The sequence below is a fragment of the Corallococcus sp. AB011P genome (assembly GCF_003611605.1).
GTDB classification, from domain to species: domain Bacteria; phylum Myxococcota; class Myxococcia; order Myxococcales; family Myxococcaceae; genus Corallococcus; species Corallococcus coralloides.
The window spans coordinates 185350-204268 of sequence record NZ_RAVX01000013.1 but is presented as its reverse complement, the minus strand read 5'-3'; the positions used below and the strand labels follow the sequence as shown (position 1 = coordinate 204268).

16 protein-coding genes are annotated in these 18919 nt (G+C 68.3%); 7 read left to right on the top strand and 9 right to left on the bottom strand.

Going from position 1 to position 18919, the window contains the following annotated elements:
- Position 1: 1 nt before the first annotated feature.
- The 3 genes from D7X30_RS43680 to D7X30_RS27970 form a co-directional block, all read right to left on the bottom strand.
- A complete protein-coding gene (locus D7X30_RS43680; protein WP_120566028.1) occupies positions 2-2590 on the bottom strand; it encodes a serine/threonine-protein kinase in 2589 nt (862 codons plus the stop codon).
- Positions 2591-2638: 48 nt separating this feature from the next.
- The gene (locus D7X30_RS27975; RefSeq protein WP_120566027.1) at positions 2639-3046 is read right to left on the bottom strand and encodes a hypothetical protein; all 408 of its coding nucleotides are present in this window, start codon (positions 3044-3046) and stop codon (positions 2639-2641) included.
- Between the two features lie 191 nt (positions 3047-3237).
- A complete protein-coding gene (locus D7X30_RS27970; RefSeq protein ID WP_120566026.1) occupies positions 3238-4173 on the bottom strand; it encodes an ADP-ribosylglycohydrolase family protein in 936 nt (311 codons plus the stop codon).
- 188 nt (positions 4174-4361) lie between these two features.
- Between D7X30_RS27970 and D7X30_RS27965 the strand changes: the two genes are divergently transcribed.
- The gene (locus D7X30_RS27965; RefSeq protein ID WP_158619407.1) at positions 4362-7466 is read left to right on the top strand and encodes a choice-of-anchor D domain-containing protein; all 3105 of its coding nucleotides are present in this window, start codon (positions 4362-4364) and stop codon (positions 7464-7466) included.
- 121 nt (positions 7467-7587) lie between these two features.
- On the opposite strand, the gene D7X30_RS27960 is transcribed toward D7X30_RS27965, so the two are convergent.
- Positions 7588-9138: an OmpA family protein gene (locus D7X30_RS27960; protein WP_158619406.1), complete on the bottom strand. Its 1551-nt coding sequence runs from the start codon at positions 9136-9138 to the stop codon at positions 7588-7590.
- Positions 9139-9375: 237 nt separating this feature from the next.
- On the opposite strand from D7X30_RS27960, the gene D7X30_RS27955 reads away from it, so the two are divergent.
- A complete protein-coding gene (locus tag D7X30_RS27955; protein WP_147443338.1) occupies positions 9376-9810 on the top strand; it encodes a hypothetical protein in 435 nt (144 codons plus the stop codon).
- Between the two features lie 5 nt (positions 9811-9815).
- Positions 9816-10109 (top strand): hypothetical protein, encoded by a 294-nt coding sequence (locus D7X30_RS27950; protein WP_147443337.1) that lies wholly within the window; start codon positions 9816-9818, stop codon positions 10107-10109.
- A 382-nt stretch (positions 10110-10491) separates the two neighbouring features.
- Here D7X30_RS27950 and D7X30_RS27945 read toward each other — a convergent pair whose 3' ends face one another.
- Positions 10492-11358 (bottom strand): HNH endonuclease, encoded by an 867-nt coding sequence (locus D7X30_RS27945; RefSeq protein WP_233591821.1) that lies wholly within the window; start codon positions 11356-11358, stop codon positions 10492-10494.
- Between the two features lie 110 nt (positions 11359-11468).
- Positions 11469-12320 (bottom strand): bifunctional methylenetetrahydrofolate dehydrogenase/methenyltetrahydrofolate cyclohydrolase FolD, encoded by an 852-nt coding sequence (gene folD, locus D7X30_RS27940; protein ID WP_120566020.1) that lies wholly within the window; start codon positions 12318-12320, stop codon positions 11469-11471.
- A gap of 90 nt (positions 12321-12410) precedes the next feature.
- On the opposite strand from folD, the gene D7X30_RS27935 reads away from it, so the two are divergent.
- From D7X30_RS27935 to D7X30_RS27920, 4 genes are read left to right on the top strand one after another with little or no spacing between them, the layout of a single operon-like run.
- Positions 12411-13208 (top strand): TerB family tellurite resistance protein, encoded by a 798-nt coding sequence (locus tag D7X30_RS27935; RefSeq protein ID WP_370051706.1) that lies wholly within the window; start codon positions 12411-12413, stop codon positions 13206-13208.
- Between the two features lie 24 nt (positions 13209-13232).
- On the top strand, positions 13233-13937 hold the full coding sequence (locus D7X30_RS27930) for a Smr/MutS family protein (RefSeq protein ID WP_120566018.1): 705 nt from the start codon (positions 13233-13235) through the stop codon (positions 13935-13937).
- Between the two features lie 36 nt (positions 13938-13973).
- The gene (gene add, locus D7X30_RS27925) at positions 13974-14966 is read left to right on the top strand and encodes an adenosine deaminase (RefSeq protein WP_120566017.1); all 993 of its coding nucleotides are present in this window, start codon (positions 13974-13976) and stop codon (positions 14964-14966) included.
- A gap of 3 nt (positions 14967-14969) precedes the next feature.
- Positions 14970-16043: a quinone-dependent dihydroorotate dehydrogenase gene (locus D7X30_RS27920; RefSeq protein ID WP_120566016.1), complete on the top strand. Its 1074-nt coding sequence runs from the start codon at positions 14970-14972 to the stop codon at positions 16041-16043.
- A gap of 32 nt (positions 16044-16075) precedes the next feature.
- On the opposite strand, the gene D7X30_RS27915 is transcribed toward D7X30_RS27920, so the two are convergent.
- From D7X30_RS27915 to D7X30_RS27905, 3 genes are all read right to left on the bottom strand, one after another.
- Positions 16076-17236, bottom strand: a complete 1161-nt coding sequence (locus tag D7X30_RS27915; protein WP_233591816.1) for an IS30 family transposase — start codon at positions 17234-17236, stop codon at positions 16076-16078.
- 105 nt (positions 17237-17341) lie between these two features.
- On the bottom strand, positions 17342-18043 hold the full coding sequence (locus D7X30_RS27910; protein WP_120566015.1) for a double-CXXCG motif protein: 702 nt from the start codon (positions 18041-18043) through the stop codon (positions 17342-17344).
- Positions 18043-18729, bottom strand: a complete 687-nt coding sequence (locus D7X30_RS27905; RefSeq protein WP_233591814.1) for a TIGR02269 family lipoprotein — start codon at positions 18727-18729, stop codon at positions 18043-18045. Before D7X30_RS27905 ends, D7X30_RS27910 begins: the two co-directional genes overlap by 1 nt.
- Between the last annotated feature and the right edge of the window lie 190 nt (positions 18730-18919).

Below are 18919 nucleotides of genomic sequence, written 5' to 3'. Positions count from 1 at the left end.
ATCAGTGGGGGCGCTCCGTGACGCGGAGGGGTGGCGCCACGCCCACGGCATTCCGACGGATTGGGCTCTCCGCTGAGCGGCCTGAGGCGTCTGCGTCGCCAGGACGCCCATCACCCTCGCGTCCTCCTCCTGGCCGTCTCGGCTCAACCCGCTCGCGGTCGTTCACCTCGACGCCTCCACCCGAGAGCAGCCTGGGAGCCACCACTCCGACCCCAACAACAACCACGAGCCCGATGACGCCCATGACCACCCACTTGAGCGGCGAGGGCCCGGAGGTGGCGGGTCTCGCCCGGGCCCTGGCCGGAGCCCCGGCGGGCCGGGCCGCGAGGGCTGGGCTGGTGCCGGCGGTCGCGGCGGGCCCTCGAGCCAGGCCTCTGCGCGGCACGGTTCTATGCGGTCCGGCACCCGGCCGGGGGCGCGGGTCCGCGTGCACACGAGGCGAACCGCCAGAGCCCGTGCGCAGCGGTTCTCCCATGCTCGGGAGCGCGCCCATGAACGGACCGTCCCGGGTGGGTCCGAACTCCGCGAGCCAGTCGCCCAGCGAGGCCTTGAAGAACCGGGCCACGGCCGCCGCCGACGAGTTGAGCCGGTGGTGTTCCATCACCGCCTCGATCTCCTCGCGCATGGCCGCTGCGGATGGCGTGCGACGCGCAGGATCCTTCACGAGTGCGCGCAGGATGAGATCCGACACATCCCGGGGGATGCCCGGCTCGAGTTGCGACGGCACGGGCGCCGGCTCCCGCACGATGGCGCTGAGCGTGGCCGCGTTGTTGTCGCGCTTGAAGGGCGCCTGGCCGGTGAGCAGTTCGAAGAGCACCACCCCCAGGGCAAACACGTCATTGCGCGCGTCCAGGGGCTGGCCCACGACGGCCTCGGGGGAGAGATAGGCGATCTTCCCCTTGAGCACACCCGCCTGGGTGTTCCCCTCGCCCTGCACCTTGGCGATGCCGAAGTCGCTCAGCTTGATGGCGCCGTCGAGCGAGACAAGGACGTTGTGGGGACTCACGTCGCGGTGCACCACCGGATGGGGCACACCGGCCGGGTCCACGTAGCTGTGCGCGTAGTGCAGGCCCGCGGCGGTCTCGGCGACGATGCGCAGCGCGTGCTCGATGGGGAGGACCATCCCCTTGCGCCGCAGCTCGTTCATCAACCTCTGGAGATCCGGGCCGCGCACGTACTCCATGAGGATGCACGCCGCGCCGTCGTTCATGCCCACGTCGAACGTCTGCACGATGTTGGGGTGCGTGAGGCGCGCATTGGCACGCGCCTCGGCGAAGAGCATGTCGACGAACTCCGCGTTCTCCGCGAGCTGCGGGAGGAGCTTCTTCATCACCACGAAACTCTCGAACCCCTTCACGCCCACCCGTCTGGCGAGGAACACCCCGGCCATGCCGCCCTGCCCCAACCGGCGGATGATCTGCACCCGGGTGGCTCCTCCCATGGAGCCGCCGAGGTCCGGGCTATCACTCCTGGCGTTCGGCGCCAAGTGAAGGGGGCCGAACAGGCACTGGCTGAGGGCCCGCGGCTCGAGCGCCTCGATGTCTTCCAGCGGCTGCTTTACCAGCGACGAGCGGCGCAGCAGCGGCACCCACTGGGGAAGGGACGGCAGGCGCGCGGTCCCGCCGCAGACGGGGCACTCTCGATCGAGGCTGTCATTGGCGCGCAGCCTGGACAGGTACTCGGAGGCCAGGGCGCGTTGGTGATGCGAGTGGCCGCAGTCGCGACACTCGCACGGCAACCACAACGTGCCGATCCGCGCGGTGAGCTGTTGGGTGAAGCGCGTCAGCGCGCCCAGCACCGGCGGTGGCACCCGGCACAGCACCACCTTGGCGCCCTGCGCCGCCGTGGCCAGCACCTGCTCCAGTTTGGGAACCGCCTGGGGCTCCACTCGGGTGACATGGGAGAAGTCGAAGGCGACGCGCCCGTCCAGGCCCGAGGCCAACCGTCGCACGTTCAGGCTCCCCTTCAGCTCGCTGGCCAGGGTGATGTACGTGATGTCGTCCTGGAGAATCTTCAGGGGCGTGGGGAGCGAGAAGGACGCGCCCGGCGTGGCGGCGCGCAGGTAGCCCATCACCACCGGCTCCACCGTGCCGGGCTGCTGATGCCTCACGGAGTCGAAGAACTCGCTCGGCTGCTCCGCGAACTCCAGCGTGCCGGCGCACACCGGGCAGGCATGCTCGGGGACCCGGCCCTCGGCGAGGCTGGGAGCCGCCGACCGGAGATCCACCAGGCGCAAGCGGCCCTTGCCGCAGGCGCGGCACGCGAAGGGTGCCAGCACCGACAGCACCCGCGACACGCCGGCGAAGCCTTCCACCATGTTGAGCTGGTCCACCATCACCGGTGGCGCGTTGACCACGGAGAGCGACAGGCCTCCCGGAGGCAGCTTGCTGACGAACTCCACCCACCTCCGCACGCCGAAGGAGCTGATTCGCTCCACCCGGCCGAGGTCGACGATGATGAACCCATCCAGGTCTGGCGAGGACGACGTCAGCGGGAACGTCTCATCGATGACGCCAGCAATGTGGATGTGGTTGATGGGACCCACGCGCACGCGGCGGATTCTGGCATTGGAACCTTGCTGTGTTTTCATCGTTCCGCTCCTCCTGCCGATCAGCTCCATGGGTCACCATCCGAAGGCTCAAATGCGCTGGTCCGCGATGGCGCGCTGCTTGTGGGCGTTGATGGCGGAGCTCGCGCCCAGGGAGAGCCCCTTGCCCTTGCCGCTCAGCGACGTCGCCAGAGCCAACCCACCGGTTTTGATGGCCGAGGGGTCAGGCTGCCCATACCCGGCCTCGGGGGCGTTTGGCATGCCGTCCCAGAGCGCCGCCGTGTCGTGGGCCGCGCGCCGGGACGTGTCCGCGGCCTTCTTGGCCGTCGTCGCGTCCTGATGCGCCTTCTGCTGCCCCACCGCCGCGTCTTCGCGCCTCCGCTGGGCCACCTTCTGGAAGTCCTTGGCGGCCTTCACCTTCGGCTCGACCTGGGGCACCTCCGATTTGGGGGGCGGCGGCGGAACGACGACCGGCTTCTTCTCATCGACGCGAGCCATGGGGAACTCCGGTGGGCGGGCATACGCATGCCCGGAGGTACACGTGGGTCCAGTGGGGTGGACGGAACCGCCAGGTCAGCGGGAGGCGGCTCGGGTCATCCCCGAGCTCTCAGGGGAAAAGAGGCAATGGCCCGGCCCGCATCCCAAGAAATCCTTCGAGTGCCGCGTGGCCCCACAATCCCAGTGACGTCTCAGCCCAGCGACTTCATGAGCCGCTCCAGGAGCGGGTCCACGAGCTCCTGCCCGCGCAGCTGCGAACGCCAGCGGTGCGGAATCCCGTTCAGGCCGAAGATGAGGCCCGCGATGCCTCCCGCCACGCAGGCGGTCGTGTCCGTGTCGTGGCCCAGCCGGATGGCGGCTTTGACGACCTCTTCGTAGGTCTTCCCGTTCGCCACGCAAGTGCGTGCGGAGCGCAGGCAGTCCACGACGTAGCCGCCGCCCGTTCCCGGTGCCGGGTCGTCCGGGCGGATGTGGGCTTCCAACTCCTCCCGTTGCGGGAAGCCTTCCACGTACAGGTCTCGGAAGGTGGCCACGGCTTCGGCCCAGGGGTCCGCCGCGCCCTCCAGGATGCGGCGGGCCCAGAGGCAATACAGCGCGCAGCACACCTGGGCGCGCACATGGCCATGTGTCACGCGAGACTGGGCCATGGCATCCGAGACGAGCGCCGCGTCCTTGCCCTGGTGCCACAACGCCAGGGGTAGCACGCGCATCAGCGAGCCATTGCCGTTGTCCATGGTGCCGTTGGGGCCGGCGAGCATTGCCGGGGTGCCGTCGCGCAACCGGCGCAGGGCCGTGCTGGTCTGGATGCCCACGTCGAACACATCGCCATCCACGGCGAGGTAGCCCCAGTCCTGCCAGTTCACCAGCCGCCGGCCCAGGTCCTCGCAGTCGAGCCGCTTCTGATACGTCAGGGAGTCCAGCAGGCACAGCGCGTGGGCACCGTCGTCCGACCACGTACCCGGGGGGACGCGGTCATGCGCGCGGTCGAAGCCCGGCGGTGGGTCGTATTCGATGGCCTCGGGAGATGGAATCATCTCCGGCCGGTGGAACTCATAGGGGACGCCCAACGCATCACCGATGAGCAACCCATACAGTCCTCCCCCAATGCGCTCCTCGCGGTTCATCATTCCCCCATCTCCCAGGTCCGTGAGCCGAACTTGGTGTACCAATAACACCATCCTAGTAAAGGCTGAAGGCTCGCGCGACGTCCACGGTTCATGCGAAGCTCTCGCGCCCTTCTTTCTCGGGCCTGGCTTCCCCATCCTCACGAGAGGCGCTCCGGATGCGTCGGCTCCCCCTGCTGCTTGTCCTTGGCTTGTCTGTCCTGACCGCCTGCTCCACCGTGGAGCCCGAGGCGCCGGATGAGCCCGAGATGTTTGGCGAAACCTCGCGGGCGCAGTCCTCGCTGGTGCAACAGGATTACAACTTCGAGTTGAGGTGGGACGGCGCGGCGAAGTGCCCCACCTGCCAGTACACGTCCTACGCCTGCTCGGACAACACCGGAAACTGGAACGGTGGGGTCCGGAGCTTCACGGATCCCGTCAAGACCGGTTGGGTGGTGATGTCCGTCACGGCGGAAGTCTTCGGCCGTGGCTACGACGGCGGGTTCACGACCGTCCTGCTGAACGGCCATGAACTGGGGACCTTCGGCATGGCCCCGGATCCCTTCCGGAGGTGCATTGGCTGCGAGTCGCCCGAGGTCGAGTCCAGGATGTACGACCCCACGGGGGTTCCCGGCTATCGATACAACGCCATCAATACACTCACGCTGAGGCCGGAGCGGACCAACTGCTACGCCGCCGCCAGGATCCGCCTGAAGACGGGGCGGCCCGTGCTCAAGGTCAATCCAGAGAGCCTGTCCTTCGGCTCGATCGCGGTGGGCACCTCCGCCGCCCAGAAGGTGAGGCTGACCAACGAGGGCGTCGTCCCGCTCGTCATCGACGCCATGTCGGTTCCCCTCCCCTTCAAGCTGACGCCGGTGTCCCTGCCCTTCACCCTCATGAATGGCGCGAGCCTGGACGTGACCGTGACGTACGCGCCCACGGCCGACCGCGTGGACTCCGGAATCCTGAGCCTGCTGAGCAGCGACCCCGACAGGGGCTCCCTGCCCATCAAGCTCACGGGGACGGGCGGCGCCCCGAAGCTCGAGCTCGCGCCGGCCGCGCTCGACTTCGGCGCCGTGCGCGTGGGCACGAGCAGCAGCCTGCTCCTCCAGGTGAAGAACGTGGGGAGCCTGCCGCTCACGATTCCCGCCGTGCTGACGCAGGCTCCCTTCACCGTGAGCGGCCTGCCTCCGGGGGGCAGCGTGGTGCAGCCAGGGACGGTCCTCCCGCTCACGGTGACCTTCACGGCGACGGCGGGAGAGTCGTCCCTGCCGATGTACATCCAGGCCCAGGGGTCCGCCACGCCGCTCGCGGAGGTCTCTCTGCATGGCACGGGCATCGAACCCGCCATCGCCGTGGCGGCGACCGCGCTGGACTTCGGTGTGCACACCGCGGGTGTCGACCCTGTTCGCAAGACGCTGACGGTCAGCAACACGGGACTGGACGACCTCATCCTCACCGCCTTCGACGTCGAGGCGCCCTTCACGGTGGAGTCCGGCCTTCCGCTGACCATCAAGGCCCGGGAACAGGCGAACCTGACAGTGGCCTACGCCCCGGGGACGGACCGCGCCGCGAAGGACCTCATCCTGCGAAGCAATGATCCGCGCACCCCGGCCGTGAAGGTGGCGCTCACCGGCACGGGCGTGGAGATCCCCGCGCTCAAGGTCACCGCGCCCGATGGCGGCACGGCGCTGGAGTTCGGCTCGCGCGAGGTCAACTCCGTGAGCGCGCCCCAGGCGTTGACGCTCAAGAACGAAGGTGCCGGAACGCTCGTGGTGGAGCCCATCCAGGCGCCCACGGGCTTCGCCGTGACCCCCGCGGGACGGTTCAGCCTGGCCCCCGGTGCCACGACCCAGGTCCAGGTGACCTTCGAGCCTCCGCATATCGCCCAGTTCGCGCAGGAGCTGATGCTGAGCGCGGACGGCCCGGGTGGCTCCATCCGGACCGTGCTGCTCAGCGGACAAGGCGTCGAGGGAAAGCTGACCGCCACCCCCTCAGCGCTGTCCTTCGCACGGACGGAGGTGGGGAACAGCAGCAAGGCGGTGCAGGTGACGTTCGTCAATTCGGGGACGGACACGCTCACCCTCAGCACCATCGCGGTGGCGGGGCCGTTCTCGGTGGTGCTTCCGAAGCTGCCGAAGGAACTCACGCCGCGCGACGCCTTCACCATGGAGGTCACCTTCATCCCGGTCGAGGACGGCGCCACGACCGGCGTGCTCCGTGTGTTCTCGAACGCGCCGTCGTCTCCCACGGTGGTGAAGCTGGACGGAGAGGGGCTCCAGGCCGTCGGCCGGATGGCGAGCGACGTGATGGAGTTCGGCGGCCAGCGGTTGGGGGGCCTGAGCCCGCCCCGGGAGTTCGCGCTGTTCAACATGGGGAGCGAGTCGCTGAACGTGACAGCGGTGAACGTGAGCGGCCCGTTCCAGGTTTCAGGGCTCAACGTGGGCACCAGCGTGCCGCCGCTCGGAAACCGCACGTTCCAGGTCAGCTACAAGCCCACCGAGGCCACCGCGGAGAACGGTGTGCTGGAGGTCCAGAGCAACGCGCCGCGCGCCGCCCAGGTGACGCTGCGGGGCACGGGGACCACTGCCTCGATGGAAACCTCCGTGACGGCGCTGACCTTCGGTTCCCAGTTCCTCGGGGAGGCCTCGCAGCGCGTCGTGGAGTTGCGCAACACCGGCACGAGCCCTGTCACCATCACGGGACTGGATCCGGTGGACGGGTTCTCCCTGTCGGGGCTCCCGCTGCCCCATGTCGTGGGGCCCGGCACCAGCCATCCCTTCTACGTCGTCTTCGAGCCGCCGCGGCCGGGCGATTACGCAGGGTCGCTCGCGGTGCGGCACGATGCGTCCTCCACGCCGCTGATGATCACGGTGCAGGGGGCCGGCGTGGCACAGGGGCTGACGGTGACGCCCGGAGCCATCGTGTTCGGCAACCAGCGGGTGGACGCCACCAGCCAGCCCCTTTCGTTGGAGCTCGTCAACACGGGCAACGTGCCCGTCACCGTGGCGGTGACCTCCTCCGATGCCGCGTTCCGCGTGGACGCGAGCGCGGTGAGCGGTGCCATCGCGGCCGGTGGCCGCGCCTCCGTCCCGGTGACGTTCCATCCGACGCGCACGGGCACGGTGCGCGGCGAGGTCCGCGTGGTGCCGAGCGGAGGCGGACTGGGCCACACGGTCGTTCCCGTGGAGGGGATTGGCGAGGCCGTCACCGTGGAGGGCAGCGGCTGCGCGGTGGGCGGGAGCGGCGGGGTCTGGGTGCTGGCGGCGTGGATGCTGGCCAGGCGAAGGGCCCGTCGCGGTCCGCGGGCCCGCTAGGCCCCCGGGCCCGGTGCGGCCAGAACCTGTCCGACTGTCGGACAGGTTTCCGCGGGCCGCGGCTGTCCGACTGTCGGACAGGTTTCCGCGGGGTGCCTCCGCCGGGGAGGCCCTCCTGGACTCAGGGGGGAGGAGGCGCGGGGACGGTGCCGGCCGAAGTGGGCTCGCCCAGGATCAACAGAAGCTCCGCGCGGCGGTTCTCGCCCCGCCCTGCCGGCGTTCCGTTGGAGCCCGCGGGCCGGCGCGCACCGAGGCCCCGGGCTTCCAACCGGTGAGCCGGGACGCCCTTTCGCACGAGGTACTCGCGCACGGCCTCCGCGCGAGCGAGGGACAGGCGCTGGTTGGATGCGGACGACCCCTCCGCATCCGTGTGCCCTTCGATGACGACGCGCTCCACTTCCGGATGCTCCATCAGCACCCGCGCCACCTGATCCAGGACGCGAGAGCGGCCCGGCAGCGTCGTCGCGCCGACCTCAAAGAAGACTTGGCCATGGAGGACGAGTCGCTCCCGGGTCAGCGTGACGAGCGAGTCACCCGTCTCCGGGCAGCCGCCGTGCTCTCGGGTTCCCCGCTCGTGGATGCAGGCGTCCAACACATCCACGACACCGTCACCATCCGAGTCGGTCTCGGAGACAGGCTCATCCTTGGCGGGCTCGGGAGGTGGAGGTTCTGAAGGCGTGGGTTCGGGTTCGAGCTGTGGCTCGGCGGGAGCACGAGGGAGCCCCTGGACGAGCTCGTAGACGATGTCCTCCGGAGGCGGAGGAGGCGGCTTGTCGAAGAGCAGGGCGAATCCCGCGAGCACCCGGTAACGGGGCGCGCCCGGCTCCGCGCCCAGGCCCGCGCCGCCCAACGCGAAGAACTCCCAGGGCCGGGCCGGTGAGTAGCGCAGGCCGCCCAGCAGCTCTCCGCTGGTGCGCTGCTGCCGCCACGAATACGCGCCGAGCGCCGACACCTCCGCGCGCAGGGCATACCCCACCGTCAGTCCCACCCCGGCCCGCAGCTCGTTGCCCACGCCGTTGAGGCTGTCCACGCCGGAGTCCGTCGAGACGGCGCGACGCAGGAGCACGCCCACTTCCAGCGCCGGAGCCACGGGCCCCCAGCGCTTGCCCATCATGAGCCGTCCCTGGCCGCGGACACCCTGGTCGCGAGCGAGCGCACCCGAACCACCCACGGGCAACCGCACGTCCAGGTCGAGCGCCAGGTGGAAGGCCTCGGGAGCGGAGGTCCCCAGCAGCCCCAGTCGGGCAGCGAGCCGCGGCGCCCCCAGCCCGCTGCGTGACGGCGGGGAGATGGACAGCACGGTGCTCACGTCCGCGCCGCTCTGATGGATGACGCCAGGGAGCTGGGCCTGAAGCTCCAGCCAGGGCAGCACGCCGACGGCCAGCGACACCACTCCGGTGGTCCGGGACAGGACGAGCGGGTATTCGTCCGGCCCGTTACGGACCGTCAGCGCTCTCCGCTGGTAGTGCGCCAGCAGGGAGATGCGCAGCGCGCCGGGCGCCAGCAGCTCCCCGCTCCCCATCGTCAGGGGCCCCAGGCCCGGGTTCGGGTCCAGGCGCTCCAGGGAGAACGTGGGCAGGAGCGTGGCGTCCTGGGCACGCGCGGGGGTTGCGAGCAGCAACAGCCCCAGCGCGGCCCCGCCCACTGCGCATCGGTGCAAGGCCGGACCCATGCGCGCATCTTCCGTCATGTCCCGCCCGGGCTGAAGGGGAATGGCGGCTGGACTCGCACCTGCGGCTCCCCTCCCCCTCACGGGAATACGCTCATGCAAAGGCAGTCGATCATGGGGCGGGCATTCTCACGCGCTCGGAAACCTTCACGCCTGTGATGATTGATGCGGCGGAGTGCCCCAAAGTACCGAGCTCGATATCCTGTCGAGGCAGCGCGGACCCAGAACCCAGGAGGGCACATGCGAGTAGCGATCATCGCAGGGCTGATGGCTGTCGGGTTGTTGGCGGGATGCGGACGAGAGGAGTTGAACCAAGACGCGCAAGGCATCCTGGCGACGCGTGAGGCCGCCCTGCCATCCGCATCGGAATGCGAAGACACGTGCGAACAGCTGCGTATCGCCTGCCTCGACACCGCGGAGAACAGCGCCCAGCGCATGGTGTGTCAGCGCGACTGGCTGGCATGCAACGAGGGCTGTGCTTCTTCCAATGCCGCGATGGCTCCGCCGGATAGCTGTGACCCGTTCGAGGACGACGGCTGGTGTCCCGTCTCCAGCAACAAGATCACCTGCTTCAACGGCGTCCAGATGGATGCCCACTGGACCCCGGACGGCTGGTGCATCAACGCGGACGTCTGCAAGAACTACGGCGGCCCCTGGGGCTGCCCGGAATGGTGAGCGCCATGAAACGACAGACACTCGCACTGGCCTTCAGCGTGGGGATGATGGTCGCCGGCTGTGGACCGGAGGCCGTGCCCGCCACGGAGACCGAAACGACCGAGGACCGGGTGCACGCCATGGCTCCGCCGGACAGCTGCGACCCGAATGTTGATTTCGGCTGGTGCCGGATCTCCACCGACCGGGTCCGCTGCGCGAATGGCTTCTACATGTATGCCTATTCGACGCCGGACGGCTGGTGCATCCGTTACGACGCCTGTAACATCCAGGGCGGCCCGTACGTCTGCGGTCTGCAATGAATTCCTCCTCTCTGCCCGAATCACGGGCAGGGAGACCCGGACTCTCGGCTCAGTTTCCCAGGGCCGAGAGCCGGACCGGAAGCAAGCGGCCCGTCTTCGAGCCGTCTCCCAATCATCCCGAAGAACGGCTGCATACTGGTTGCCCATGCCTATCAGCAACCACCCAATGTCGACAGCTATGGGTTCACAGCCGAGCTCTTCATGTACGCATACGCCATGGCCTATGGAAAGACCGCGCGGGATGCGTACCTCCACCACAAGAATGCTCAGGAACTCAGAACGGGAGGAACAGTGTCACAAGCCGCCTTCGAAAGTTGGACGAAGGTCGAGCGCCACCTATGGACTTCCCATTCCGCGGCGCTGACCCTGTAGACCAGAATCCTCAGTTCCTGCCGCGAAAAATGTAATCACGGTGATAGCACATGTAATCTTCTTGCCGCACAGTCAATGGTACGGGCATGGCCAGCACCAGCCCCCACTGCTGCCATACCTCCTTGGCATCCAGCGAGACGATGACGCCTCCCTCTTGATTGAAGGTGATGAACCCACGATCAAAGAGGCGGTCAACGTGAGGAGCCAGCAACAGTCCGTTGTGCCCATCAAGCCGCTCGTCATTGCTTGAGATGGCCCACGGCTTGATATGGCTGGCTACCAGGAAACGTATGTCCGTGATGCCAGTAAGCCGGCAGGCTGATTCGACGCGAAGCACCCTCTTCCTGAAGATGCCCTGGCCATGCCTGGCCTTGATCAGTCTCGCCTTTTCGGTGGCAGATACGGCTGAACGCTTGATTTCTGCTTGAGCAGAGTCCGCAGCAGCTTCAAGACTCTCTGTTTCGGCAGCAGGATCGTGTGACGAGTTTCGATAGTGCTTCAGGTACCACTTCACCAGGTAGTGGTACCGCTTCGGAATCTTTTCCATCTCGGGACAGGTCGCGCCATTCTTGCCTCGACCATCGTGAGTGGAGTCTGAAGTCATGTAGAGTCGAAACCTGCCGTGTGAGGACGGAGTGCTGCCGTCGTCGGTCCGGAACAGGTAGCGCTTCGGACTGCCTCCCTGAGACGGCCTCGTCCGGTCGCTATACTTTTGCTTCCAACTGATGATTGTTTGCTCAAGACTCGGTGTCGGAGCCCGCCCAAACAACTCCTCATACCTGCGGGATATCTGTTTCAGGGAAATCAGTCTGGCGGGCTCGGTCGGCGGATACAGCAAGCTGGCGGCAGCCAACCAGAACTCATCTATTTTCTTCATCGTCAAGCCTGTCCGTCCCGGTACCTGAGGGAACCAGGGTGGCCCGTGCGTCCGCAGTCTGTGATTGGGCCGCCCTGCCCCAGCATGGGCAGGGAGATCCAATCGACTGACTACTTCACGCCGCGCTGAGCCGCCTCCAGCGTGTTCTTCATCAGCATCGCGATCGTCATCGGGCCCACGCCACCCGGCACCGGCGTGATGAAAGACGCGCGCTCCGCCGCCGCAGCGAACTCCACGTCGCCCACCAGCTTGCCATCCGCCTTGCGGTTCATGCCCACGTCAATCACCACCGCGCCGGGCTTGATCCACGCGCCCTTCACCAGCTCCGGCACGCCCACCGCCACCACCAGGATGTCCGCCTGCGCCACCTCCGCCGGCAGGTCGCTCTTGCGGTGGCACACCGTCACCGTCGCGTCCTTCTGGAGCAGCATCAGCGCCTGCGGCTTGCCCACGATGTTGCTGCGACCCACCACCACCGCGCGCTTGCCCGCCGGATTGCACCCCACCTCTTCCAACAGCCGCATCACGCCGTAGGGCGTGCACGCCCGCGTCGCCGGGCGGCCCAGGAGCAGGTTTCCCGCGTTCATCGGGTGGAAGCCGTCCGCGTCCTTCTCCGGCTTCACCGCCGCGATGATGGCGTCCGCGTCGATGTGCTTGGGCAACGGCAGCTGCACCAGGATGCCGTGCACGGCAGGGTCCTCGTTCAGCCGGTGCACCAGCGCCAGGAGCTCGTCCTGGGTGATGGTCTCGTCCGGGTGGTGCTCCCAGGAGTTGAAGCCCACCTCCTCGGCGGCCTTCTTCTTCCCCGTCACGTAGATCTTCGACGCCGGGTCCTCACCCACGCGCACCACGGCGAGTCCCGGGGTGATGCCGCGCTCGGCCTTCAGGCGCGCCACCTCCTCCTTGATCTCCGCCCGCACGCGCGCCGCCACTGCCTTGCCGTCAATCAACTGAGCCGTCATGAGAGCCACCTTATGCAAGACTGGCCCGGCACAAGGGAGCGAAGCGAAGGCATGGGCGCGGGAAAAGTTCTCGGGGCGATGTTGGGTCTCATGGCCGGCCTCCTCATTGGCGGGCCCTGGGCCATCGTGCTCGCCCTCATCCTGGGCACGGCCCTGGGCCACTACTTCGACGAACAGCACGCCGCGCCCCCGGACTTCCCTGAAATCTTCAGCGACTTCCCCGCCACCTTCGAGTCACCTCCCGAACAGGCCCCCCTCCCCCAGGGCCCGGGCGAGTTCCCCATCGTCCAGGCCCCGGACGAGGACCCGCTTGACCGCGACATCACCGCCCTCTTCGTGGACGTGGCCCGCGCCGACGGCGACATGCGCCGCGAAGAGGTCCGCGAGGTCCGCCGCTACTTCGAGGAGGTCCTCCACGCCGACGCCCACACCGTCCAGGCCGTGCGCCGTTACCTCAAGGACTTCCTCGCCCGCCCCGCCTCCCTGGACGCCCCCGCCTCCCTCGCCTCCTGCCTGGACTCCCTGCCTTCGGGCGAACGGCTCCGCCTGCTGGACGCGCTCTATGAGATGGCGCTCGCGGACGGCCCCCTCCAGCGCTCTGAACGCGAGGCCCTGAAGCGCATGGCCGAAGGCCTGGACGTCCCCGACGCCAAGGTCCAGGCCCTGGCCGAACTGCACCTGGGCGACGCCACCGCCCACTACCAGACGCTGGGCCTCCCTCCGGACGCCACCGACGCGGAGGTGAAGAGCGCCTACCGAAAGCTCGCCGCCCGCTTCCACCCGGACAAGGCCAGCCACCTCGCGCCCAAGGCCGCCGAGCAGGCCGCCCGCCGTTTCCAGGCCGTCCGCGACGCCTACGAGGAAATCCGCAGGCTGCGCGGCCTGTAGCCCGGGTTAGAAGATAGGAATCCCATGAGCCAGCGTCCCCCCAAGAAGAAGGAAGCGGAGTTCCAGAACAACCCGTTCAAGTCCGCCATCAAGACGCTTCAGGATCAGCAGAAGCAGGAGAAGGAAGCCGCCGCCGCCGTGGAGGCCGCGAAGAAGAAGGCCGTCGTGCAGAAGCCCGCGAAGGCCTCCAAGGCCCGCCCGGAAGATGACGACGTGGGCCTCTTCTTCTCCGCCATGGACGGCGTGCAGCAGATCACCCATCGCGGTGAAGCCCCCAAGACGAACCCGCGCCTGCCGGAGCTCATCGACGACAACGCGGAGGCGCTCGCCCAGCTCTCCGACCTGGTCGCCGTGGACGGGCCGCTGTCGTTCACCGGATCGGACGCGTCCTTCGAGGGCGCCTCCCCCGGCACCGACCCCAACCTGCTGCGTTCGCTGCGCCGGGGCGACTTCTCCGTGCAGGACCGGTTGGATCTCCACGGCAAGACGCAGCGCGAGGCCCAGGCCGCCGTGGAGCGCTTCCTGTCCGACAGCCGCCGCGCCAAGCGCCGCTGCGTGCTCATCGTCCACGGGCGCGGTTTGAATTCCAAGGATCAGATCCCGGTGCTCAAGGACGCGGTTCGGGATCTGCTGTCGCAGAAGCGGCTGGAGCGGATGGTGCTGGCGTTCTCCACTGCCCGTCCGCAGGACGGCGGGGCTGGCGCCGTCTACGTGCTGCTGCGCCGATAGCTTTACGCGTGGCCGTGGCTGTGCATACATGCCGCCATGGTTCGCGACCTCATTGACCTCCACATCCACGTGGGTGGCGCGGTGGCCCCGCACATCCTGTGGTCCATTGCCCACCAGCAGGGCTTCAAGCTCCCCGTCAAGAACTACTTCGACTTCGTCGAACTGATCACCTCCCGTCCGGGCAAGGTGGGCAGCCTCGACGACTACCTGAAGATCCTCCACACCTGGACGGAGAAGATCCAATCCTCTCCCAGCGCCATCGAGCGCTCGGTCTACGAGGTGATTGGCAAGGAGTACCGGGGCAGCCGCGTCACGCAGATCGAGCTGCGCTTCAACCCGATGAAGCGCAACCTCTCCAGCGAGCTGGACCTGGACCACATCATCCACGCGGCGCTGCGGGGCATGGACCGCGCGGTGCTGGAGTACGGCGTGAAGGTGGGCTTCATCTTCTGCCTGGCCCGCGAGTTCGACCACAAGCTCAACAGCATCATCGTGGACAAGGCCATCAAGTACCGCTCGCGCGGCGTGTACGGCATCGACCTGGCCGGCACGGAGCGCGACGCGATGGAGCACAAGCCCTCGCTCGCGGAGTACGAGGACCTCTACGCCCGCGCGCGCAAGGGCGGCCTCAAGTGCACCGTGCACACCGGCGAGACGGCCGGCACGGGCGCGGGCGGCCTGATGGCGGCGGTGGAGAAGCTCAAGCCGAACCGCATCGGCCACGGCATCCGCGCCGCGTACGACGAGTCCGCGATGAAGGTCCTGCGCGAGAACAACATCACGCTGGAGCTGTGCCCCACGTCCAACATCCACACCAAGGCCGTGGCGGACCTGCAAGAGCTCAAGCACATCATGCAGACGTTCTGGGACCGCAAGGTGAAGTTCACCATCAACACGGACGGCCCCTACCTGCTGGAGACGGACATGCGGCGGGAGATTGAAATCGTCGAGTCCAACGGCCTGCTCTCCTCCGAGCAGGTGGACCAGGCACTCGCGTGGGCGCGCGAGGCGTCCTTCATCCCGGCCTGACGCATGTACGGCCTGACTCGCGCATTGCTCTTCAGCCTGCCCCCGGAGCCCGCGCACCGGCTGGGCATGTCGGGGCTCGCGGCCCTGGGGAAGTGGAACGCCCGCTGCCGCGCGATGCGCGAGCACACGCTGAGCCGCGCCCCCATGGACCTGTCCGTGGAGCTGGCGGGGCTGAAGTTCGCCCACCCGGTGGCGCTCGCCGCCGGGTTGGACAAGGACGCGGAGTCCGTGGACGGGCTGTTCGCCTGCGGCTTCTCCGCGGTGGAGATTGGCACCGTCACGCCGAAGCCCCAGCCGGGCAACCCGAAGCCGCGCCTGTTCCGCCTGCCGGAGCACCGCGCGGTCATCAACCGCATGGGCTTCAACAACCACGGCACGGCCACCGCTGCGGAGCGCCTCAAGGCCCGCTCGTGGAAGCCCGGCCCGCTGGGCGTGAACATCGGAAAGAACAAGGACACGCCGCTGGAGCGCGCGGTGGACGACTACGTGGCGTGCGTGGACGCGCTCGCGCCGCTGGGGGACTACGTCGTCGTCAACGCGTCCTCGCCCAACACGCCGGGCCTGCGCAAGCTGCAGGAGCCGGAGGCGCTGTCCGCGCTGTTGCTCGCCGTGCGCGAACGGATGGACGCCGTGGCCCCGGGCACGCCGCTGTTCCTCAAAATCGCCCCGGACCTCACGCCCGAGGCCGTGGATGAAGTCGTGGACGTGGCGATGGCGCGCGGGCTGTCCGGGCTCATCGCCACCAACACCACCCTCACCCGCCCCTTCGAGCACAAGCACTCGAAGGAGGCCGGCGGCCTGTCTGGCGCCCCGGTGCGCGAGCTGTCCAACGCCGTCATCCGGCGCGCGTACCAGCGCAGCAAGGGCGCCCTGCCCCTCATCGGCGTGGGCGGCGTGTTCAGCGCGCAGGACGTCTACGAGAAGCTGCGAGCGGGCGCGACCGTGGTGCAGGTCTACACGGGCTTCATCTACGAGGGCCCCGGCATGGTGGACCGCATCCTCCCGGAGCTGGGCGCCCTGCTGGCCCGTGACGGCTTCGCCTCCGTGCGCGACGTGATTGGCGTGGACGCCCGCTAGCGAGAGCTCCTGTCCCCGAATCCCTGGCGCTCTCAAACGGTCGTCGCAACAGCTGACGCGAATACTTCGGCAGGCGTTCGCCATGCAAGCGTTTGACGCGGGCGTCCGTTAAGTTCGTACGCGATGGCGTCGAGTTGCTTGCTGGAGAGCGTGCTCAGGTCCATGCCCTTGGGCAGGTACTGGCGCAGCAGCCCGTTGGTGTTTTCATTGCTGCCGCGCTGCCAGGGACTGTGCGGGTCGCAGAAGTAGACTTGTACCTGGGTGTCGAGAGTGAAGCGTGCGTGCTCGGCCATCTCCTTGCCCTGGTCCCACGTGAGCGAGCGGCGCAGGTGCTCGGGCAGCCGTTGAATCTGCTCTGTCAAAGCTTCACGGACGCGCTCTGCCGTCCGGCCGTGCGGCAACTCGAGCAACATCACGTAGCGGCTGTATCGCTCCACGAGGGTTGCGACAGCGGACTTGCCTGCCTTGCCGATGACGAGGTCGCCCTCCCAGTGGCCTGCGACGGCGCGGTCCTCGGCTTCTGGCGGCCTTTGGCTGAGCATCACCATGTCGCGCAGCTGTCCGCCCACGTCGTTGCGTTTGCTGGGCCGGCGCTGGGTCCGGCCCGTACGCAGGCAGGCGGTGAGCTCTTTGCGGAGCGCGCCTCGCGCCTGCACGAAGAGCGAGCGGTAAATGGTTTCGTGAGACACGCGCATGTGAGGCTGCTCGGGAAAATTCGCGCGCAGTCTGGCGGCAATCTGCTGGGGACTCCAGCGCCGGGCCAGGCCTTGCTCCACCTCGGCTCTCAGGGGGCTGTTCACGGCAAGCTTGCCAGGTTTGGAACGACGCGCCCTGCGCGCAGCGCCTTCCTCAGCACGCCATGCCCGGTACTTCCTCCTGCCACCCGTTGCGGCCACGTCGCGTGACACGGTGGACGCGGAGCGTCCCAACCGACGCGCGATGGCTCGCATCGACTCGCCCGCCTGGACGCCGCGTGAGACCTCCTCGCGTTCCTGCTGCGATAGGCGCAAGGGCGAGCGCGGGCGCACGCGCGGCGCCACTCCCCCCGTCTTCACCAGGAGACGCTGAATGGATTTCTTCGAGCAGCCGATGGCCAGCGCCGCTTGCTCGAAGCTCTCGCCAGCGATGACACGCCGCCGAATCTCCAGTCTGTCCTCACCCGTCAGCCTTGCTGCTTTCCCTCGGCCTCGCACCCAGTGCCTCCTGTCAAGCAGGGTGCCATGGCAAGCACCCAAGTGGTGCGTTCACCGCTTGAGAGCGCCCCTCCTTCCGTGGACGTCTGTGCTGCCAAGGCCTGGTCAGCGTTGTGGCACCTCGCGGAACTCGACGTCGCTCGGGCCCAGCTTGTCCATCGAGACGGCGAAGCGCTCGGAGACCACCATCACCCCCGTTCCCCATACGCGGAACACGTCGCTCGATGGCACGGTGGCCGCGTCCAGCGCCCAGTCGGTGGCGAGGCTGAAGCCTCCCTGGTGGCCGCAGTAGTCACAGGACGGGCTGTCCGGCGTCACCGAGGCGTGGTGGGCGCGGCCGATAGGGCGCGCCTCCACCTCGTACAGCTGTCCCCCGCTCCCCTGCAGCTGGGCAGGCACCGCGTCCACGCCCTGCAGCGGCAGTTCGCGAAAGGCCGCCCGGGCGTCCTCGCGCACCAGCAGCTGCCAGCCAGGCCACGCCGTCAGCGGACCGAAGTCACCGGACGCGGTGCCCCGAAGCGGCCCGAAGGCGCAGCCTGGCGTCACCTCCTGGTCCACCGCCACCAAGGGCGTGATGGCCGCCGCCATCCGGCGGTACTCGGCCACCGTCGTCGGCCAGAGCGTCTCCTCGAGCTCCTTTGCGAGTGCCCCCGTTCCGCTCAAGTCCACCGTCGGGTACGCGCCCGCGCCCGCCCAGGTGCCACAGCGTGGACAGTCCACCCCTGGCAGCACCCAGCGGTGCTCGGCGTCGTAGCTCCCGCTCCAACGCCATGGCCCCTGCGACGCGCGCACCTCGTAGTACCGCATCAGTCACCCCTCACAGGTTGGGGACTCAGGTCGACGACTTGCCAGTACGTCATCGTCAGGCCGAAGAGGCCGTGCCTCTGAATCATGGCCGACGCCTGCTCGAAGTATTCCGCCTTCCTGGCGCGGTCCTGTTTCATGCGAAGCCATTCCTCCCACTCGCGATTCCACGGCCCGCCTGCCTCGCCGCGGTGAATCTTGTGATGTAGCTCCGCATCAATGGCAATGACGTACTGGTGGACGTCGATGCCCTTGCGAGCGAAGCGACGCTCGAAGGCTTGGGGGAAGATGTGGTGCCGCTCCTTCGGCCGACGGGCCCACTCCTCTATCGCTTGCTGCCGACGCAACTCGCTGGGCAGCGGCTCTCGCCTGTGCCAGCGGAAAACCATGATGGGCTGCGCACCGCCTGGAAGTCCCTGGGCACTTCCCCAGTTGCGTTGCGCGCCACTGCCGGGCGCGACGAGGAGTGGTGCAACCGTGGCGCCCCGCGTTCGCACCACGCGCCCGGGAACCAGGTCCTCGCAGAGGTACAGCGCGCAGCCCTCGCCGGCGCACAGCACCGCGGTGCAGACGTCGTGCGTGTCATCGCGACACGCTGCCGTCGTTCCCGCCTCCCGCCACACCTCCTCGGGCGTTGGCCGGTGCACTCCAGCTGACGCGCAGCTGACAAGTAGCAACAGCCCAAGCATCCAACGCATATGCCCCCCGACGTGAAAGCCGCAGTCTCCCGCACAGCTCACCGTCACGAGCGTGTCCGCGCGGGCAGCGCTCCATCCGGTCGCCGACAGCGGCCGGCCTTCCCGTTGCCCCAGGGCACACCCGCCGCTCCCGCGTAGCCTCCGTTGTCTTTCAAGCAGCCGCATTGACCCGCAGGGCAGC

What these genes read in the sequence shown, in the direction of transcription:
- D7X30_RS27905 (WP_233591814.1), bottom strand. Translation starts at nt 18,729, where the DNA reads ATGCTTGGGCTGTTGCTACTTGTCAGCTGCGCGTCAGCTGGAGTGCAC.
- D7X30_RS27930 (WP_120566018.1), top strand. Translation starts at nt 13,233, where the DNA reads ATGAGCCAGCGTCCCCCCAAGAAGAAGGAAGCGGAGTTCCAGAACAAC.
- D7X30_RS27970 (WP_120566026.1), bottom strand. Translation starts at nt 4,173, where the DNA reads ATGATGAACCGCGAGGAGCGCATTGGGGGAGGACTGTATGGGTTGCTC.
- D7X30_RS27945 (WP_233591821.1), bottom strand. Translation starts at nt 11,358, where the DNA reads ATGAAGAAAATAGATGAGTTCTGGTTGGCTGCCGCCAGCTTGCTGTAT.
- D7X30_RS27910 (WP_120566015.1), bottom strand. Translation starts at nt 18,043, where the DNA reads ATGCGGTACTACGAGGTGCGCGCGTCGCAGGGGCCATGGCGTTGGAGC.
- D7X30_RS27950 (WP_147443337.1), top strand. Translation starts at nt 9,816, where the DNA reads ATGAAACGACAGACACTCGCACTGGCCTTCAGCGTGGGGATGATGGTC.
- D7X30_RS27955 (WP_147443338.1), top strand. Translation starts at nt 9,376, where the DNA reads ATGCGAGTAGCGATCATCGCAGGGCTGATGGCTGTCGGGTTGTTGGCG.
- folD (WP_120566020.1), bottom strand. Translation starts at nt 12,320, where the DNA reads ATGACGGCTCAGTTGATTGACGGCAAGGCAGTGGCGGCGCGCGTGCGG.
- D7X30_RS27920 (WP_120566016.1), top strand. Translation starts at nt 14,970, where the DNA reads ATGTACGGCCTGACTCGCGCATTGCTCTTCAGCCTGCCCCCGGAGCCC.
- D7X30_RS27975 (WP_120566027.1), bottom strand. Translation starts at nt 3,046, where the DNA reads ATGGCTCGCGTCGATGAGAAGAAGCCGGTCGTCGTTCCGCCGCCGCCC.
- add (WP_120566017.1), top strand. Translation starts at nt 13,974, where the DNA reads ATGGTTCGCGACCTCATTGACCTCCACATCCACGTGGGTGGCGCGGTG.
- D7X30_RS27935 (WP_370051706.1), top strand. Translation starts at nt 12,411, where the DNA reads ATGGCCGGCCTCCTCATTGGCGGGCCCTGGGCCATCGTGCTCGCCCTC.
- D7X30_RS43680 (WP_120566028.1), bottom strand. Translation starts at nt 2,590, where the DNA reads ATGAAAACACAGCAAGGTTCCAATGCCAGAATCCGCCGCGTGCGCGTG.
- D7X30_RS27960 (WP_158619406.1), bottom strand. Translation starts at nt 9,138, where the DNA reads ATGGGTCCGGCCTTGCACCGATGCGCAGTGGGCGGGGCCGCGCTGGGG.